Source organism: Halocynthiibacter styelae (assembly GCF_016123485.1).
Taxonomy (GTDB): Bacteria; Pseudomonadota; Alphaproteobacteria; order Rhodobacterales; family Rhodobacteraceae; genus Halocynthiibacter; species Halocynthiibacter styelae.
This window is the reverse complement of record NZ_JADCKQ010000007.1, coordinates 1-17,974: the sequence shown is the minus strand read 5'-3', so window position 1 is coordinate 17,974 and position 17,974 is coordinate 1. Positions and strand designations below refer to the sequence as shown.

At 53.1% G+C, this 17,974-nt stretch carries 15 protein-coding genes; 7 read left to right on the top strand and 8 right to left on the bottom strand.

Translation table 11 applies throughout. The features are described from left to right. Positions 1 to 3 precede the first annotated feature (3 nt). Both secD and yajC read right to left on the bottom strand, forming a co-directional pair. The gene (gene secD, locus H1D41_RS10345) at positions 4 to 1,665 is read right to left on the bottom strand and encodes a protein translocase subunit SecD (RefSeq protein ID WP_228848840.1); all 1,662 of its coding nucleotides are present in this window, start codon (positions 1,663 to 1,665) and stop codon (positions 4 to 6) included. A gap of 71 nt (positions 1,666 to 1,736) precedes the next feature. Further along, positions 1,737 to 2,018: a preprotein translocase subunit YajC gene (yajC, locus tag H1D41_RS10340; protein ID WP_107498103.1), complete on the bottom strand. Its 282-nt coding sequence runs from the start codon at positions 2,016 to 2,018 to the stop codon at positions 1,737 to 1,739. Positions 2,019 to 2,818: 800 nt separating this feature from the next. Between yajC and H1D41_RS10335 the strand changes: the two genes are divergently transcribed. The 7 genes from H1D41_RS10335 to H1D41_RS10305 all read left to right on the top strand — a co-directional run bounded on the left by H1D41_RS10335 (position 2,819) and on the right by H1D41_RS10305 (position 10,524). Further along, entirely contained in the window at positions 2,819 to 3,910 is a 1,092-nt protein-coding gene (locus H1D41_RS10335; RefSeq protein ID WP_228848839.1) for a phosphotransferase, read from the top strand. After that, entirely contained in the window at positions 3,907 to 4,896 is a 990-nt protein-coding gene (locus H1D41_RS10330) for a T3SS effector HopA1 family protein (protein WP_228848838.1), read from the top strand. Before H1D41_RS10335 ends, H1D41_RS10330 begins: the two co-directional genes overlap by 4 nt. Continuing rightward, positions 4,893 to 6,182, top strand: a complete 1,290-nt coding sequence (locus H1D41_RS10325) for a lanthionine synthetase LanC family protein (RefSeq protein WP_228848837.1) — start codon at positions 4,893 to 4,895, stop codon at positions 6,180 to 6,182. The genes H1D41_RS10330 and H1D41_RS10325 overlap by 4 nt, the downstream gene beginning before the upstream one ends. 155 nt (positions 6,183 to 6,337) lie before the next feature. After that, the gene (locus H1D41_RS10320; protein WP_228848836.1) at positions 6,338 to 8,047 is read left to right on the top strand and encodes a ferritin-like protein; all 1,710 of its coding nucleotides are present in this window, start codon (positions 6,338 to 6,340) and stop codon (positions 8,045 to 8,047) included. A 1-nt stretch (position 8,048) separates the two neighbouring features. Continuing rightward, complete coding sequence (locus H1D41_RS10315; RefSeq protein WP_228848835.1) at positions 8,049 to 8,768, top strand: hypothetical protein; 720 nt, start codon at positions 8,049 to 8,051, stop codon at positions 8,766 to 8,768. After that, positions 8,765 to 9,706, top strand: coding sequence for an MNIO family bufferin maturase (bufB, locus tag H1D41_RS10310; protein WP_228848834.1), 942 nt, complete (start codon positions 8,765 to 8,767; stop codon positions 9,704 to 9,706). The genes H1D41_RS10315 and bufB overlap by 4 nt, the downstream gene beginning before the upstream one ends. Beyond that, on the top strand, positions 9,703 to 10,524 hold the full coding sequence (locus H1D41_RS10305) for an HvfC/BufC family peptide modification chaperone (protein WP_228848833.1): 822 nt from the start codon (positions 9,703 to 9,705) through the stop codon (positions 10,522 to 10,524). Before bufB ends, H1D41_RS10305 begins: the two co-directional genes overlap by 4 nt. On the opposite strand, the gene H1D41_RS10300 is transcribed toward H1D41_RS10305, so the two are convergent. The 6 genes from H1D41_RS10300 to H1D41_RS10275 all read right to left on the bottom strand — a co-directional run. Continuing rightward, positions 10,506 to 11,288, bottom strand: coding sequence for a glutathione binding-like protein (locus H1D41_RS10300; protein WP_228848832.1), 783 nt, complete (start codon positions 11,286 to 11,288; stop codon positions 10,506 to 10,508). The two genes, H1D41_RS10305 and H1D41_RS10300, sit on opposite strands and share 19 nt — an antisense overlap. A gap of 8 nt (positions 11,289 to 11,296) precedes the next feature. Then, complete coding sequence (locus tag H1D41_RS10295) at positions 11,297 to 12,640, bottom strand: cytochrome P450 (protein WP_228848831.1); 1,344 nt, start codon at positions 12,638 to 12,640, stop codon at positions 11,297 to 11,299. Between the two features lie 13 nt (positions 12,641 to 12,653). After that, positions 12,654 to 14,336 (bottom strand): Dyp-type peroxidase, encoded by a 1,683-nt coding sequence (locus H1D41_RS10290; protein ID WP_228848830.1) that lies wholly within the window; start codon positions 14,334 to 14,336, stop codon positions 12,654 to 12,656. Between the two features lie 14 nt (positions 14,337 to 14,350). Then, positions 14,351 to 15,373: a YrzE family protein gene (locus H1D41_RS10285; RefSeq protein ID WP_228848829.1), complete on the bottom strand. Its 1,023-nt coding sequence runs from the start codon at positions 15,371 to 15,373 to the stop codon at positions 14,351 to 14,353. Beyond that, entirely contained in the window at positions 15,366 to 16,073 is a 708-nt protein-coding gene (locus tag H1D41_RS10280; protein ID WP_228848828.1) for a hypothetical protein, read from the bottom strand. Before H1D41_RS10280 ends, H1D41_RS10285 begins: the two co-directional genes overlap by 8 nt. Positions 16,074 to 16,209: 136 nt before the next feature. Beyond that, positions 16,210 to 17,974: autotransporter outer membrane beta-barrel domain-containing protein (locus H1D41_RS10275; RefSeq protein WP_228848827.1), on the bottom strand; the 1,765-nt coding region annotated here is incomplete at its 5' end.

Below are 17,974 nucleotides of genomic sequence, written 5' to 3'. Positions count from 1 at the left end.
CTCTTATACCTCGATCTCTTTAGGGCGTTTACGTTCGAACCAGATCACCACCACAAGGCGGGTCACAAAGATCGCAGTGAACACAGATGTGAGAATGCCAAGACCCAGGGTAATCGCAAAGCCTTTCACCGGACCAGACCCCATCAGATACAGGATAAGCGCGGTGATGAACGTTGTGATATTGGCGTCAATAATCGCAGACAGGGCTTTTTCATAGCCCAGTTCAATCGCACGCGCAGGGCCACGTTTCGCCTTTAGTTCCTCACGAATACGTTCAAAGATCAGAACATTCGCATCCACGGCCATACCAATGGTCAGAACGATCCCCGCAATACCCGGCAGGGTCAGGGTCGCACCGATCAGGGACAGAAGGCCAAAGATCAGACCGACGTTAATGATCAGAGCAATATTGGCGAACATCCCGAAGGTGCCATAGGACAGAACCATAAAGACCAGAACCGCGATAAAGGCGACGATACAGGCAATGCGCCCGGCCTCGATGCTATCCTGACCAAGCTCCGGCCCGATGGTGCGTTCTTCCACCACGATCAGTTCGGCAGGCAGCGCACCAGCGCGCAGCAGTGCAGAAAGACGAATGGTTTCTTCAATAGAGAAGCGACCGGTGATAATTCCGGAACCACCTGCAATATGGCTTTGAATGGTTGGGGCAGAGATCACCTCACCATCCAGAACAATCGCAAAAGGCGCGCCGATGTTTTCAGCGGTGTAATCACCGAACTTACGCGCACCCGCCACGTTAAAGCGGAAACTTACAGCCTGGCCGCCATTCTGATCAACAGTCGGCTGCGCATCAATCAGTTCTTCACCGGTGACAACCGCGCCTTTTTCGACGATGTAAAATGTGCCCGGCTCATCCACGGATGGCAGAATCTCATTGCCGGGCCCGGGGGCAGCAGATCCATCGGTTGTACGACGCACAACAGGGCGGAATTCCAGTTTCGCCGTGGTGCCCAAAAGCTCTTTCAGCTCTTCTGCAGAACCAAGCCCTGGCACCTGAATCAGCACACGGTCAGAACCCTGCCGCTGAATGGTTGGTTCACGGGTGCCGACTTCGTCCACACGGTTGCGCACGATTTCCAGTGTCTGGGTCATGGTGCGTTCATCCATCGCGGCTTTTTCCGCATCGGACAGGGTGATGGTAATCACATCCCCATCACCACTGACAACAAGATCGGTTTCACCAACACCCGCCAGCGTCACAACCGGCTGCGCCAGTGTGCGCACCAGTTCCAGCGCACGCGACATGGCGTCTTCATTGGCGATCCGGACCTTCATCACACCAGGGACAGCATCCAGCTGACGCACGCCGCCAATCACCGCACGTTCCGTACGCAGCGTGTCGCGTACCGTCGTCCACATGCCGTCGATCCGGGCAACATAGGTGTCTTCCAGCTTCACTTCTGCCAGCAGGTGAACACCGCCGCGCAGATCAAGGCCCAGGTTCACAAGACCAGAAGGCAGGTAAGACGGCCAGGCATCAACATCGGCCTGAAGCTCCGGCGTAACAGTGCCTTCTTCAATCGCGATAACCGCGTCATTGTGGCGTTCAACCGTGGTGTAAAACGCATTTGGAAGCGCCAGCCACAGACCGAGCGCACACAGCGCCCAGATCGTAACCCGCTTCCAGAGAGGGATATCAAGCATTCGCAAAAATCCGTTTGTGATAAGAAATTAAGGGGAACCTCAAGGCTCCCCTGTAACAGATTGATCTTGCTTTATTTCGCCGGATCAGTCTTGGCAACAACTGTCGCGATTGTCGCCTGAACCACGCGTACTTTCACGCCTTCGCCCAGATCAACAACAACTTCGTTTTCACCTTCTTTCACTTTGTCGACCTTGCCGATCAGACCACCCTGGGTCACAACCTGGTCCCCACGACGCAGGGAGGACACCATATCCTGATGTTCTTTCATCTTCTTCTGCTGCGGACGGATCAGCAGGAAATAGAAGATCCCAACAAGGGCCAGCGGGAAGATAAGCTGGGTCATGTTTTCCATTGGTTTTCTCTCTCTGTTCGCCGGGTTGCCCGGCTAAGTTTTAACGTTGCCGCGCACATTATATGTGATCCCCGTCTCTGACAAGCAAGGGGATCGCAGATGACCAGACGGAAGAAACTGAAGTTCATATAAAAACGGATGATCTTCTTGTTGGAACTCCGCACTTACAGGGCGTGAAATTGTGGTGGACACGCCTTACCTGCGCCAGAAACGCTGCGGAAAGCAGGCCCGACAGATAATCAACATCATGTTGATTGATACACAGGCGATCCCCGACGCTGTCCCGCCAAACGGTTTTTATGCCCTCTCTGACAGCGGCGTTCCCTATAAAATATTAGCGTCGCCTCTGGATAAAACAACTTAAATGCCAACCAGTTTCACGTCCCCTTGTGCCCTGTGACACATATCTGGCGCCCGGTTTCAGCTAATTAAAGGAACCGATGGGCAGATGCGCTGTCCAGGGGAAGATAAGCACATTAAGGGAGAATTTATTATGTGTGTAAGCGTAGCATTTACAGCCGGCTGTACGTTTGGAAGCATTGAAGAAGCTTCAAAAGCGGCTGCAGCCAATCCAGTGACTGTTGCTGACAACTGCGTCAGCGTCCTGTTCACCGCTGGGTGTAGCTTTGGGACTGTCGCCGAAGCACAGGCAGCGGCACAACCACACCTGGATGCAATTGCGGCAAGCGCAGATAGCTGTGGGAACGTATTATTCACGGCTGTTTGTACCGTCTGATCAACACAAAGAGCAGCGGCACCTGTTGCTGCTCTTCTTTTTCATTCCTTCTGCCGAGGCCCCAATGGAACCTGTTGCACGCAATATCCTGCAGAATCTGTCAGATCTGAAGCTGATCACGAACCGCGATATTGTGAATGGTTCGACAACCATTGTCGCAGGCCGTCAGCGCAATCGTTTCTTCGCGGTAAAGCAACTGACCGGCCCCTCTTTCTTTATCAAACAGGCGCATGAAGCAGAGGCCGGAACAGTTGAATCAATCGCGCTGGAAGCCGGGATCTATCAGGCTGTATCCGCCAACCATGCATTCAAAAACCTGCGTCACCTCATGCCCCGGTTGCTGTATTTTGACGCGAAGACATCGACGCTGACGTTGGAGCTGATCAAAGATGCGATCGACATTGGCAATCACGCACGTCAACAGAAAGAGATACACCCGGACCATGCCAGAAGCACCGGTGAGATTGCTGCGAACTTCCATTCTGTCGCCCGCAGGGATGTGGACGCGCTACAGTTAAATTTTGACGGGAAACCTCATTGGATCTTTTGCCTGGATCAGGATCCCAGCCCCCTGCCCTCACTGCGCGGTCGCAGCAAAGCAAGCGCGGCAATTATTGACCTGATCCGCGACCAACCCGACCTGAAGGCCTGCCTTGCGCGTTGCCGAAAGAACATAGCTGAAACCTGTCTGATCCATGGGGATTTCAAATGGGAAAACTTCCTGATCACATCGGCAGGCGGTCGAAACAGATTGAAACTGATCGACTGGGAACGGGCGAACATCGGTGATCCGGCATGGGACGTAGGCTGTGGCCTTGCCGCGTTTTTTATTCATCAGATCTTGCTGCCCAATTCCGATCAGAATTCGAAATATGACCTGAAGGCTTCGACCTTCATCAACGGGATGAATGCATTCTGGACGGGGTATGTCACCACACGAAACTACAGCAATGCTACCATGGAAGTTTTCAGAGAACACTGCCTGGATATGACTGCCGCGCGTATGTTGGTTGCCGCCTATGAACATTGTTACGCACAGGATCAGATACCGGCAGCTGCACTCGACTTTATTGAAATATCACAACAGCTCAGCCACCCTGACAAACGCCAGGAATGGGCCCGGGGGTTGTCAGGTGCGACAAAGGCAGCGGCATGAAACAGCGTCTTCAGACCTTCGTATCAGAAATCCATATTCCTGAAGACGGACTCCTTCATTTTCGGGGTCAGCCCATCCAGGCATCTGCAACTCCCGAAGCAGACGATCTGACCCAAATGACAGAATTTGTTTATAAATATCTCTACACCCATCCATCCGGCGTGATCAAAGACGCCTTTCGCGCAACAGCCCCCGATGCCAGGCTGATCGAAGACCTGAAAAAGGCGAACACCACCCGTTGCGACATACAACAGGGCTGGATTGTGCGCACGCCGCTGACAGATGGATCTGTCGTCGCAGAACGTGCCGGGATCGTTCGTAAATTCATGCCCGGGCAATTTCTTGCGGAAAAAGATACATTGCCGATCCATGCCGGTTCACAACTGACCGTGACTCATCTGGCGGGTTCCATGAATATGCAGCCCGGATTTTTCCACATGTTTGGCCAGGAACAGTCGGATATGGCTGAACAACAGCGCATGATCCGGGTTTATTTTAATCTGCTTGCACCAGGTACAGCTGCATCCGCTGCACATCTGCTGACCAGGGCACTGAATACATATAAAATCCCGTTCATCTATAAAACCGCCACACGTTTGACTGATTTTTCCCGTTCAGACACCGCCGTTTTATACCTGTCACAACGGTTCTTCAGGATTTTTCATCTTATTCTCACACATATCCTGAAACCACTTCGCCCTGTTCTGGCCACTGATATTCCCATGTTCACACGTTCCCTGGGACCTGGCATTGGCTTCGCAGAAGACCCTGACGGAGAAATCAGTTTCGGCGCCGCCCGCAGCAAAATTGTTGCACAAGCCATTTTAAGCAGTCGATGCAGCACCGGGACATATGTTGAACGTTTCTGGTCTGATTTTTGCCAGATCTGCGATGCCCGGAGCCTTGATCTGGACGCTTTGCACCTGAACGCCGGTTCGACAGATACGCTTTACTTTCCACCTGCATCACCGGAGATTGCCGCATGAAAGACGCTGATATCCTGAACGCAGCCGGGACCATCGGAATGCTTCTGGCGCGGGATGCGATCTGGGATGGCGAACGTTGCAATTGGCTTGGCCCCGTCAATGATGTTTTTTTTGGCAAAATGCTGGCCGGATACGGCACCCTGGGCCCGGGGATATATGACGGCACAGCGGGTATTGCATTGTTCCTGGCTGAATTAGGCCATCTCACAGACGATCCAGTGATCTGCGCCACAGCGATTGGTGCCATCAAGCATTCCGTTTCACGTTTTCAGGACTGCCCGGAAACAATTTCACTGTCTTTCTACACCGGTCACACTGGCATCGGATACGCCGCAATCAGGATCGGGCAGCTTTGTGACCAACCGAACCTTCTGCACAGTGGAATATCGATCCTGAAGAACACGCTTCACAGCGATACATCCGGCAAATCGGTGTTGGATGTGATGCTGGGGGTTGCGGCATCTATTCCCGCTATTCTTTCACTGTCTGATGTTTTCGATAAAGACGAGATTGAAGAACCCCTTTTGATCTGGGGCAGGAAAGTTCTTCAGCTGGGGCAGAAATCAGATACGGGCCTCTCCTGGGACACAAGTACAGAAATGAAACAGAATGCAGGCGACGCGGATTGGCTGCAATCTGATCTGGAAACCCGCCCCAATCTGCTTGGATACGGGCACGGCGCCGGTGGTATCGGGCTTGCCTTGCTGGAACTTGGCACGGCTTTTGATGCACGGGGCATGACGGATGCAGGTCTGCAGGCTTTCAAATATGAAGATCATTGGTTTGATGAGGATCGACAATGCTGGCCGGATCTGCGGTATTACAACGATCCCACGGCAAAGGGCCAGACTGAAGTCGCCTGGTGCCATGGCGCAACCGGTATCGGCCTTGCCCGTTTCAGAGCCTTCGAACTGACCAGACATCAACAGTTTTTGCATGATGCGCATAAAGCAACCCACCTGACCCGCAACGCCCTTGCCACGCGTTTAACGCCCGCAACCAATCTGTGCCTCTGCCATGGCGTTGGCAGTGATCTGGAACTGATCCTGCGCGCACGGGACACCGGGCCTGTGGATGACCGGGATTTAATCGGAAAGACGCTTGATTTCATCTCTGAAAACTTTCTTCAGACCCATCATCCTTTGCCATATGGCGGCGGTGAACGCCATCAACCCCCCGGATTGATGACCGGGCTGGCTGGTACGGGATATGCGTTTCTGCGCAGCCTCAGTGAAAAGCAAAATTTGGCCCCGCCCTCGCTGTTATGTGTTGGGTCAAAAGCCTGATCCGCACCCTTGGAATACTTTTGCTCTGTGCGCTTGATCACAGAAAATTAGTTTTTTTTGCCAAATAGTATCGGCGAACACCCACAGCTACATAGCCCAACATACATATCGATCCTGAAATTATGTTGGCGCTTTTTTCGCCAAGGAGAACAAGATTGGACCTATCTGAGATTGATCACACCGGAGAGGGCTTTAACCTTTCCAGAGCCGAAAAATTCATGGTTATGTATCTGAATACAAGCATGACACGGACGGCGGCCTTGTCCCGTCTGAAAGCAGATTTACAAGCTGCAATTTCCGTGGAACTGGCCACAATCCCAATTTATCTGTACACGTATTATTCCCTCAAACGCGACAATTCCACCGGCGAAAATATAAACCAGGCACAGCTGTTTGCAAATAAGGCTGGCGGTGTCATCATGTCTGTCGCGGTTGAAGAAATGCTGCATATGTCTTTGTCTTCAAACATTTATTACGCCCTGACAGGCACGCCGCCAAAACTGTATATGAATGCCCCACCGATTTATCCGGCAATGTTGCCACATCATAATCCTGTCGGCCCGCCCGGCCCTGACGGGGACACCGATACACATATTCCGCTTGGGAAGTTTGGTTTTGAACAACTCTGGCATTTCCTGCAAATCGAATACCCGGAAGTGCCAAGCAACGAAACATTTGAAGCATTGAGTGAGGCAGAGGATCTGGAAACAACCCTTCGCCATTATCTGCACCAACATGGCTGGCCAGCGGATGAGAACTGGAATTCCATTGGCCAGTTTTACAGTTTTATCCGGTGCTTAATTGCATCTGATCACGTGACAGATGCGGATTTTTCCAATGGCGACAAAGACCAGCAAATTCAGCATTACAATTACGCTCCCAACAACATCGATACGATCTATCCGGAAGGCAAGTTCAACCCCTGGAAACCGGCACCAAAATCAAAATGGACCACAGCGGACGCAAACGCATCTGGCATTACACAGCCGGACTTCATGGGGTCCACAGTGACCGGCGCTGCCGATGTGACGCAATTTCCCAATGCCCCAGACAGCCACGCCGGGGCCTTTGAACTGATCACAGTTCACAACCGTCAGGATGCCATGAACGCGCTAGAGACCATTTGTGAGCAAGGGGAAGGATACGCAGACCCGGGCGGCGCAGAGGGCGCAAATGCTGATGCAGATGACGAAGAGGACAGCCATTTCTTCAAATTCCTTTCATTGCAGGCCCAACTGAAGGAATTCAAGGATACGAAAGAACGGCTTCCGGCCTGGATGGCTGACAGCATTCAGCAAATGGAAACCTGGGAAAGATACCAGGGCGAATTTGCGGTCTGGTCCGAAGAGGATATGGTCGCAGCTCAGGTGCTTTCTGACTTCCCCGACAGCCCGGTTGGCGCGAGCTACCCTAAGGATCTTGCCGCGCTGAATGACTTCAATTCCGGTCTGTTCCAATACATGCTTATCATGACCGAAACCCTGTATATGGTTCCCCCGGGGGCCAATTCGGGTGCATCAGGCCTGGTTGAAAATCAGAAGTGGTTTTTCAATGTCGGGCTGCACAGATCGATGATCTGGGTGATGGACAAATGGATTAAGTTCATGCGTGGCATCGAGATATCTGAAGGGCCTTACAAAGGTAAGATGTTGGCACCAACCTTTGAAAACCTCAGCCTCGGACACCCGGAAGATGCCTTTGAGAACCTGAAAGTTCTGGGGGCCAAAGCCAGGGCGGCAGGCGCGGCAATCGGGAACACCGGCGGCGACAGCATCATCGCCCAGGCCCTGTCCCTGATGGACGGGACACATTCGATGCATCTGCCGGATGTGGCACCCTATTGGAAATCAAAGGAAGGAAACTGAAATGGCGAATTGTTCAACACCAAAACCAAGCAGCGAACCCGGCCAACCTGTTCCGGCGGAAAATCCTTATTCTTCAGCCAATGGTGTTCCCCCCTTTTCCTGGACATCGACAAAGGCCTACAAAACACATCAGATCGCCAAACCAGAATTGCCTGATCATTTGCCGTTGCATGCCTGCATGGGGCTAAATCATTGCGCCGGGTCTGATCGATACGGTCTGTCCGGGCCAAACGGCGATGATCCCAACAGCTGTGCTGGCCAGGGGTATTGCGCCACAACAGCGGATCACACCTGTCACACGCAAAACAACTGCGCAAATCAGGGCGGATGCGGATTGTACGGCTGGGGCCCTGAAATGGATCACCCCGGCACCAATGACTGCAGATCAATGGGGTCTTGCGCAACGCCGATCAATGCGGAACGCTTCACCACATCCGGCCCCAATCGTGGCGAAAGCGTCTGGGTGCGGGCACGGGCGGTGTTTGAAAAATCCTGGACAGAACAGCATGCACCTGAACTGAAAGCACGCATGGAAGCGAATGAAAGCACCGATCCTTCCCCAGGTGCCAACGCAAAGATACCTGATACAGCAGGCCCTGTTCCGGCCCCCTTCACAGGCACCGGGCCCAGTTATCTGTGGATTTCCGACGACAATGACAACCGCGGGGCCATGACGTCTTGTGGGGCAAGCGGTCTGTCTGGTGCGGGTGGCTGCGGATGACCCGACACACCAGCATTGCGCAACTTCCCCGGCTTGGTCTTGGGCTGGGTTTGCGCAATTCGCATTTCGAACACATCCTTGCGCATTGGCCAGAGGTCGACTGGTTCGAAGCCATCTCAGAAAACTTTATGGATTCAGGCGGGCGCCCCCGCGATGTCATCCGCAAAGTCGCTGAAAGATATCCAGTCGTATTGCACGGTGTCTCAATGTCTATCGGCAGCACCGATCCGCTGGATATGACCTATCTTGCACGACTGAAAGCGCTTGCGGCCGATGTTCAGCCGCAATGGATTTCAGATCATCTGTGCTGGACAGGGGTAATGGGTTTGAACTCGCATGACCTCCTGCCCGTTCCCCTCAATGAGGAAACCCTCGCGCATATTGCTGCGCGCATCCATAAAGTGCAGGATTTCCTTGGCCGACCTCTGATCCTCGAAAACCCTTCCACCTACGTCGGGTTCCAGGAAACAACACTGGAAGAACCCGACTTTTTACGCGCATTGGCGCAGCAGACAGGCTGCGGCCTGCTTCTTGATGTGAACAACGTCTATGTCAGTTGTTTCAATGCAGGCACCGACCCGCTGAAATATCTGCAGGGTTTCCCAATGGAACACGTGGTTCAGATGCATATCGCAGGACATTCACACTATGGCACACATATCATCGACACCCATGACCAGCCCGTGCGATCCGAAGTCTGGGACCTGTATGCAATTGCCTTTCATGCCAGCAATGGTGCGTCTACCCTGCTGGAATGGGACGGAAACATCCCGGATTTTGACACATGCCATGCAGAGCTTCTGAAATCAAAGCGCCATATTCAGGGCAATCTTTCTACACCTGATATGGCGCCCGTTATCGCCTCTGGGTCGGCCATATCAAACCCTGTCGATTTCCTTGTGCCGGATGTGCTTTCAAGCAAAAGCAGCCTGCCGTGACCGGATTTGCGCTTAAAGACCTGCAAAAATGGATGCAGTCCGCCCTGATCGCACCTGAAGGTGCCTTCGCTGCAACCCGGCTGATCGACTCGCAACGTTTGACCGCGGCAGAGGGGTTGGCGATTTATCAGCGCAGCTATGCCCTGCGTATCGCCGCCTGCATGCGGGAACAGTTCCCGGCGCTGTGTCACGCCTTGGGAACAGATCTGTTCAATGACTTCGTCGCTGAATACATTCGCGAAGCCCCGCCTGAAAGTTACACACTTTACGATCTGGGGCGTCGGTTTCCGGGGTTCCTGCAAAAAAACCGAACGGATTCAGGTGCGGATACCCCTGAACCCTGGTTTGATTTCATGGTGGATCTGGCACAGTTTGAACGTCTCGTATTCACAGCTTTTGACAGTGCCGGATCCGAAGATATGCAGCTGGCCACGACCACAACACCAGAAAGCGCCCTGCAGGTGCAGCCCAGCCTGCGTATCGCGCAGCATCGCTATCCCGTCGCCTGGTATTACCACCAGATACGTGACGGGCAATCGCCTGATATTCCGCAAAAGGAACAGTGTTGCGTCGCTGTGCTGCGTAAAAACTTCCAGACAACAACCTTCCCTGTTGCGCCGGCGCATGCTGTGTTTTTACAGGCGATGTGCGATGGGGCTGACGTTGACAACGCACTTTGCACCGTGGCGCAGACATACGGCCATTCCTATGACGACGTCGCAACCTCCTGGCATAACACTCCTGAGCTTCTGGAAGGCTGGAAAGCTGCGGGTGTTTTTATCGACACCCGCGCAGGTTTTCACACGCAAAGCAGCTGATCCGGGCGATGCCTGTCATAAATACGCTGAATGAAACGGCCGGTGGGGCGTTGGCGCAGCTCGCTATACACTTTCTGCATTTCAGGGGGGCAAACAGCCTGATTTGGCAGCATTCCGTGATACCCCTGCGCAAGGATCATAGGCCCGCCCGAGGTCGCGACAGCTAAGTCCGCGAAAGTGAGGCGATCCCCCACAAGATATTCACGCCCATCTTTCAGAATTTCATCATATTTGTCCCAGCCTGCACAGATCTTTGTCAGGGACGCATCAGAAACGGCCTGATCAAGTTTCAGCCCTTTATACATCAGCCACCGGATGCCCCGAAACCCGAATTGGCATGTCAGTTTTTCATACCAGGGCACATCTGTTGTGATGGAGGGCCAGACGACCTTTTTGTACTTTAACAAGTTCCAGTAAGACCAGTTCACAACATCCGTGCCCATTTCCCAGCGGGCATAATGCTGAAGATCCCAGGCTTCCTTATGCAGCAGCGGTTCTTTTTCTGCGTCAGGCAGCAGGCGTAAATATTGTGCGGCCTCTCGTTCCAGCAGGGGCAACATCTTTTCAATGCCACCGTATTTTTCGCCACCCCGAACAAACAGCGGATAATCATCCTTGCCCACCCCCCAGGCCTTCAGCGCAAGAATATGAAAAATCGGGGCATGGGGCCGCTCTGAATATTCAACCTGATAATGCGCCAGCAACCAGCGTCCGAGATCAACATCAGCAGACGGCAAAAGTGTGATGAGAAGTGGATTTTTCATGACAGAACCTAACGATCAAATTCGATGTGGAAGTGTTGCGGGAAACCGGATGTTCCAGTGTCGATCTGGCCTTTCGCCCCGGCGGCACGGCGCAGGTTTTTCTGGGCCAGAACCGGTTTCAGAATCGCAGGGATCACAGCTTTGTTGATGGCGTCGCCAAAACATTTGTGCATACCATAGCCCCAGATGATATAATCGCTCCAGGGTCTGTCTGTACGAAATTCATTTGGGGAAATGATTTCAGACCGATCAAAACAGGCCGAGAAATTCGCCGCAAAAACGATTTGCCCCTTGCGTATTTTCCTTTGGCGCAAACTGTTCGGCGCAATCACCGTATCATGGATCGCCCGGCGATAAATCACGGGGTTAAAAGGATTAAACCTCAGGGCTTCCCAAATATGTTGCGCAAGCAGATCATCATCATCTTCCAGCGCAGCTTTGCGGGCAGAGGCCAGGGCCTCTGGGCGCTTCAACAGTTCATCCAACGCAATGCAACTTGCCTTTGAAATTGTCGGAATGGCCCCGATCAACAACCCCAGCAGATTGTTCCGGATGCCAAGATCAGACATCCCCGGCGTGTCAGATGATTGCAGCGCCAGGCAGCGGTTCAGAATATCAGGTGTATCTGTGGGCGTTGCCTTACGATCCGCGATCGCCGCATCCAGGTATTCGCGCAATTCTGCAGCATGACCAAGGGCGGTGGCCCCACCCTGTTTGTCCGCGCCAAGATCCTGAAACAAATACCAAAACAGCGACGTGGTCCATTTCTGCATCTTTTCACGTTCCCCTCCGACACCGAAATAGCGCTGGGTCATATCCCAGGGCACTTCAAGCGTCAGCGCTGGCACGATATCGATCTTTCCCGGGCTGTCTGCCAGGATGTTATGCGCCAGTTCTGATGCCCGTGGCAGCACAATTTCAGGCACATCCGTCATCCTGGCCGCCAGGCGCATCGCCGACGTATCACGGGTGTAATCCCAGCCGGGCTGCATGCCGAGGAAAAAGTTATCCCCCTCGGTCAGCTGACGCATCCTTGTGCCGTAAACCACTTCAAAGTCCTCATTCCGATTGAGAACATCCAGGCAATCCTGACGGCGTGTGACAATGGCAGTGCCTGTATTTTCATAGCATTTCATCAGCACCTTTGAGACCGAAATATTTGGCCAGAATGCCCGTAAAAATGCGAAAACACGGCGCTGGGTTCCCGGTTTCAGGAAAAAGGCTCCTACACCACCGGAAAACAGCGCCAAGATCCCCATTGAGATCAGATAAAGCAGTGAGATCAGACCTTCCGACCAGATCACAAGCCTTTGGTATATCGCCGTAAAGACGTTTGATATTGCGGCAAACATTACAAATCTCCGTTCAGGTTGGATCAACAATGCCCATTGCCATCATCCGCAAAGCGGTCAGCGAGGGGACGAAGAAATAGTCGCCACCCCGGCATTCAACAAACGTCTTCAGTTTGCTCATGACATAGGGCGGCTTGCCGGATTTCGGATCAGACGGGATGGTGTGGCGTTTGTGGTGATCATGGTTCCCAAGCATGGGGCATGTGTTGTTGCCCTGATGGAAATCCAGGCCATATTGGATCCATTGCTGCTGTACGAATTCAAACTGCCGGAACAGGCTGGCCCCCATGATGATCATGATCACGCCTTGTTCGGTGTCGTCATCTTTGTGTTCATAAGCCGGGGCACCATAAGGCAGGCCACGACGCAGGATGCGACGCCGCTTGTTCAGCGCGCTGGTTGCATCCGGGTTTTCTTCTGGCTTGCCAGTTTTCTGGTCCACGCCATTCTTATTCATTGGATCCAGGTAATCGCGGGTATTCATCCGGCGCATATGGGCGCCGGCCGGGCATTTGAAACCGCTCATATCGTCGGCGTATCGAAAGTCCCGGGCTTCTGGCGAGGCTATATAAGCAAGGTTTTTCCGGTAGCCATCGATGGGATCAACCCCATCACCGTGAAAACCCATCTTTTCACCAAAGGCCACCCATTCAGGATAGGTCGGCACTTTGGACAGAGGCACACCATCAGACCAGCGCCCGCACATTTTTGCACGCAGGGTTTCAACGGCTTCTTCGTGGCTGACCTGCATAACGCTTGCGTATCGGGTTGCTTCTTCCTCAACAACCTCATGGAAGCTGCCAACATTTTCATGCAGCTTGCGAAAGGCGAAAAATGTGCCGTTGTGTGTAAATTCCGGCGGGTTGGCAACGGGCGGTAGTTCCTGGGATTCATCAGGATGCCCCAGGATGAACTCGCCCGTGGCCAGTGGCTGCCAGCCATCCCCCATCAGTTTTCCGCGACCGATCACAGCCTGGTCGATAATGTCATCGGGCAACTGCCCCTCAAACACCGGGTTTCCAATGCCGTCGGTAAAGCCAAAATGCTCTTTCGCTGTGGGCAGGTTCAATTTGCCGATTTTATCAAAAACCGTTGAGGCTTCCTGATAATCCTGATCCCCATTGGCCCCGATGCCTTTGATATGGGTGACACCAGTTTGGGTTGCCGCGTCTAACAACCACTGTGTCCGCTCTTCAAGCGCATCATTTGGCTGATCGCTGGTTCCGGGGGCAAGCTGGGCATTCAGTGTCACCAGAACATGCACATCATCTTTCCCAAAACCCAGCGTGCCCGGCTCCCGGCTTTTTTGCCAGATCGGGTCCCAGTTCTTATCCCAGTCTTCTTTCAGGGCGTCTTCTTCGGTTTCCGTCTGGTCCCGGTCCCCCAGCAAAAAGGCCCGCGCTTTCATACCTTCAATGAATTCATCCGGCATGGCCTGCAATGTGCGCACCGGCAGTTGCAGCGCAAGCATTCCCGGGAATGTCAGGGCAACATTTGTTGTGCAAAGAGGCTTGTCTTTTTTTGTTGGCCAATAGGCCGCGGTCGTGACCTGTTTGCGCACAATATCCAGAAAATCCCGACCCGCAGCAGGTGACGGAAAATGAAAGAATATGTAGCGTGCGAAGGGAAAGGAATAGCGGCCATAGGCACGGGTAATATTCCCCTGAATGTCATTGAGATTGAGTTCACGTGTCATGTCACATCCACCCGTTAAGAGGTTACGTTTTTGAGATCAGATGAAGAAATGACACCTGGTTTTTGGGTTTTCGAATGGCGATCTGCCGGTCTGTGATCTTTGACAAAACGACCAAAGGATTCATGAAGGTCCGCAGCGCTTGCGCCCTGATTTTCAATGAAAAATTCTGCGAATTTCTGCTGAATATATAAGGATTTCAGGACTGACGGCAGGTCATCATATTTCGCCGGCGCAAGCGGTTTCTCACCGTTTCGCAATGTGAATTTGACGGCCAGGAATGCAGCAACGCCACCAAGCAGAAACGCCAGGAACCAGGTTATCAGACTGGGCCAGCCCAGTATCGGCAACGCCTGCATCCCAAATAACCAGAACAAAAGCGCGACCATCCCAACCAGAACCGGGGCCAATACGCCGTATAACAACCCTTTCAGTGGCAAGGTGTTGAACCTGGGCAGTTCCAGATAATAGTCATGGAACGGCATCGTGGTTTCAACGTGGCATCGTTCCAGGTAATCCGCAAAATCATCGGCAGATTTTACATTCTCAAACCCATAGCAGTTGGAATAAATTGCGATCAGTTCTTCGCGCATCGTTTCCCAAAGCTTATGCGCATAGGAATTCCGCACCTCTTTCTGCTGCGCCCTTGTCAGCGTCGCAGGCAAAGCATCCCCGTCTTCGGTGATCGCATCAACATCGGCACAGAAGATCAGATAAGGCGCATTCAGCCTGTCCACCTTTTGCGGAACAAATGGTTTGTCGCCTTCAATTTGCGCTTTCAGTGCATTCTGACCGACACGCCCGTTATAGACCACATCATTCAACACAAACATCCGCGCCAGATGGTTCCGCATATTGCGGGTAAACGGGCTGTTATACGGGCCGGTTTCTGTTGCGGGCGACTGGTTGGCAGTGGGCAGACGCGCCAACGCCATCCGCACCCTTTGTTCATGCGAGCTATGCGGATTGTCCTCTGGTGCACCCGGCAAAATCGGGGCCATTGTCGTCAGGAAAATATGTCCGGAATCAAGATCAGGCATCGGGCTTCTCCTCAGTGGATTTGCGTGCGGCATGGTCACGCTGGCTGGCAAATTTTGCCTGCGACGCGGCAACATATTTCTCACGGTTTACGTCGGCACGTTCCGTATCCAGGCTGGCCACCGGCCCGAAACCGGGGTCACCCAGACCAATCTGCATCGCAAAAGAGGCCTTGTGATAAGCCGCTGCAAATTCTTCCGGTGTTGATTTGGCCTGCAGTTCAGTCAGCTGCAGCACGTGATCATAGATCAGCAGACTTGTTTTGATGTCTCGCTGGGCTGATCCTGGCGTTGCGCTGTAGTAGTAATCCGTATTGATCTGATTGAAGGTAATGTAATCTTTGAACGGTGTGATCGGGATTGATTTCGGATATTTGGTCGCGGAATACCAGAACAGGTCCAGCCCGCTGGGGATCCCATCGGAAAACGCATCAATATACTGATCCCAGGTGCCGTTGAAGTTGGAACAAAACAACATGTAATCATTTTGCAGATTTTCTTTCCCCTGCCCCAGATCGGGCCAGTCTTTGGGGGTCAGAATGACCCAACGCGCAAAGTGAATAAGGGATAACCCCAACAGCCCCATAAGGTTGGACGGCAGCCCGCGCGCGGCCATAAACAACAGCCGGTTGATCCAGGTTATCCGGGGGTTACTGGGGGTAACCACATTCATTGCATAGGCTTTGCCAGCAATATTTGACATATAAAGATCCCTCCTGCTTCGTTACAACTGCACCACGTTTTGTGGGTGTTTCTTTTCATGGAAAATGTGATCAGGAATTTCTGATCTGTGGGTTTTCCCCGGAAAGATCCCGGAGAAAACCAAAGTGCATTCAGGGTCAGAACTTCAGTTCAAACAGCAGGCTGCCGCCATAAATGTCTGTGGTGCTGTCACCGATGCCGTCATAGAAAACATCCACCGTGATCGAAGCCTTGTCCGACAGTGCTAAGACCGCACCCATTTCTGCCCCCCACTGTGAAGAGCTCTCGTTTGAGAACGCCCCGCGTGTATCGGAGAAGCTTGCACTGATACCCGGCGTCAGCAGAACGTCAGCGGTTTCAAGCGCAAGCGGGATTTCAAACCCAAGCCCAAGCCGTGCTGTTGACTGCGTGATCTCCTGTTCCGGTATCGTGGTATTTGCGCTGTCCACATAGGCGTGCCGTTTGTCGTTCAGATAAAAGACATCCAGCGACGGGATCATCCGAATGCCTCTTTCAAGGTCCACACTGCCCTCAACACCAAGTGTCGCAAGCGTACGGGTGCTGTCGAACTGATCAGTGGGCTGCCCTGTTGGTGTCCGGTCGTTTTTCGTCCGGCCATGCAACAAGCTACCTGAGAAAATCAGCGGCTGCTTTGACAGTCTGGCGACAAAATATGGCCCGATCAGATAACCGGTGCTCTCAATTCTGCTGTCCGTCAGTGTGCTGTCTGCACGATCAAACTGCGCCATTGCACCAATGACCAAAGTGTCCGTCGTCAGGATATGTGATCCAAGCGCCAGATGGGCATAGGATTGTTTCTGCCCGTCCTCATCACTCCAGATCCCCATGGCATTTGTCCAGACGCGTGCATCAGATCCAGTGGCAAAGTTCAGATGTCCTCGTGTGGCCGACCCATTCAAAGCAAAAGAACCGGGGGTGCCTGACGATAAGAAACGCGACAGATTGGGTTGCGCACGTGTAAGCAGCATCCCACGTTGCTTAAGGAATTCATCAACCTCACGCTGGGTCGTCTCAACCGAGTTGCCGCTAATGCTGACAGGCGCGGACGCTTCGTTCCCGTTCCCGCTTAAATCTTCGGCACCATTTTCCACGACGCTCACAACAACAGCTTGCGCCGCATTCTGTGGTCTAATCAGAATTTGATGATGGGTGACGTAGTTGGCAAACGCAACCACGTTACCATTTTGAACGTCTATATCTTCAGGCGCAAAACCGGTCACTACCTCTGAGAATTCTATCCGCAAAGAGATGAGCGTATTGCCATCATGCATGGACGGTGCCCCGGACAGCGTAACAGTCGGTCGCGTGATATCTGCAGGCGGATTCACGGTGACAGTCACGGTTGAAACAAGAGAATCTTCAAAGCCGTCATTCACAGTCAGTTCAAATGTCAGGACATGAGGCGGCTGGCCCGCCGGAAAATCCGGAACCGTGATGGCCGGGTTTTGCGCAGTGCTGCCAGATGGCAAAACTGATATGCCCCCGGTCTGGATCCAGCTGTACGTCAGCATCTGGCCCACGTCATTCGCATCGGAAGCAGACCCGTTCAGCGTCACGCCAGCACCGGATGCCACGCTCCGATCGCTGCCCGCATCGGCGGTTGGCGGCGTATTGACCGGGCCGTTCACCGTGATCGCAACCGTGTCCAGAGTGGAATCGACAAACCCGTCGTTCACAATCAGGCGGAAGGTGAGGATCTCACTGTCGCTAATCGCAACCACGGGGGCCGTAAACGCCGGGCTTGCCACAGTGCCATCGTTCAGCGTCACAGAAACGCCCCCGGTCTGAAGCCAGCTGTACGTCAGCACCTGGCCCACGTCATTCGCATCGGAAGCAGACCCGTTCAGCGTCACGCCAGCACCGGATGCCACGCTCTGATCG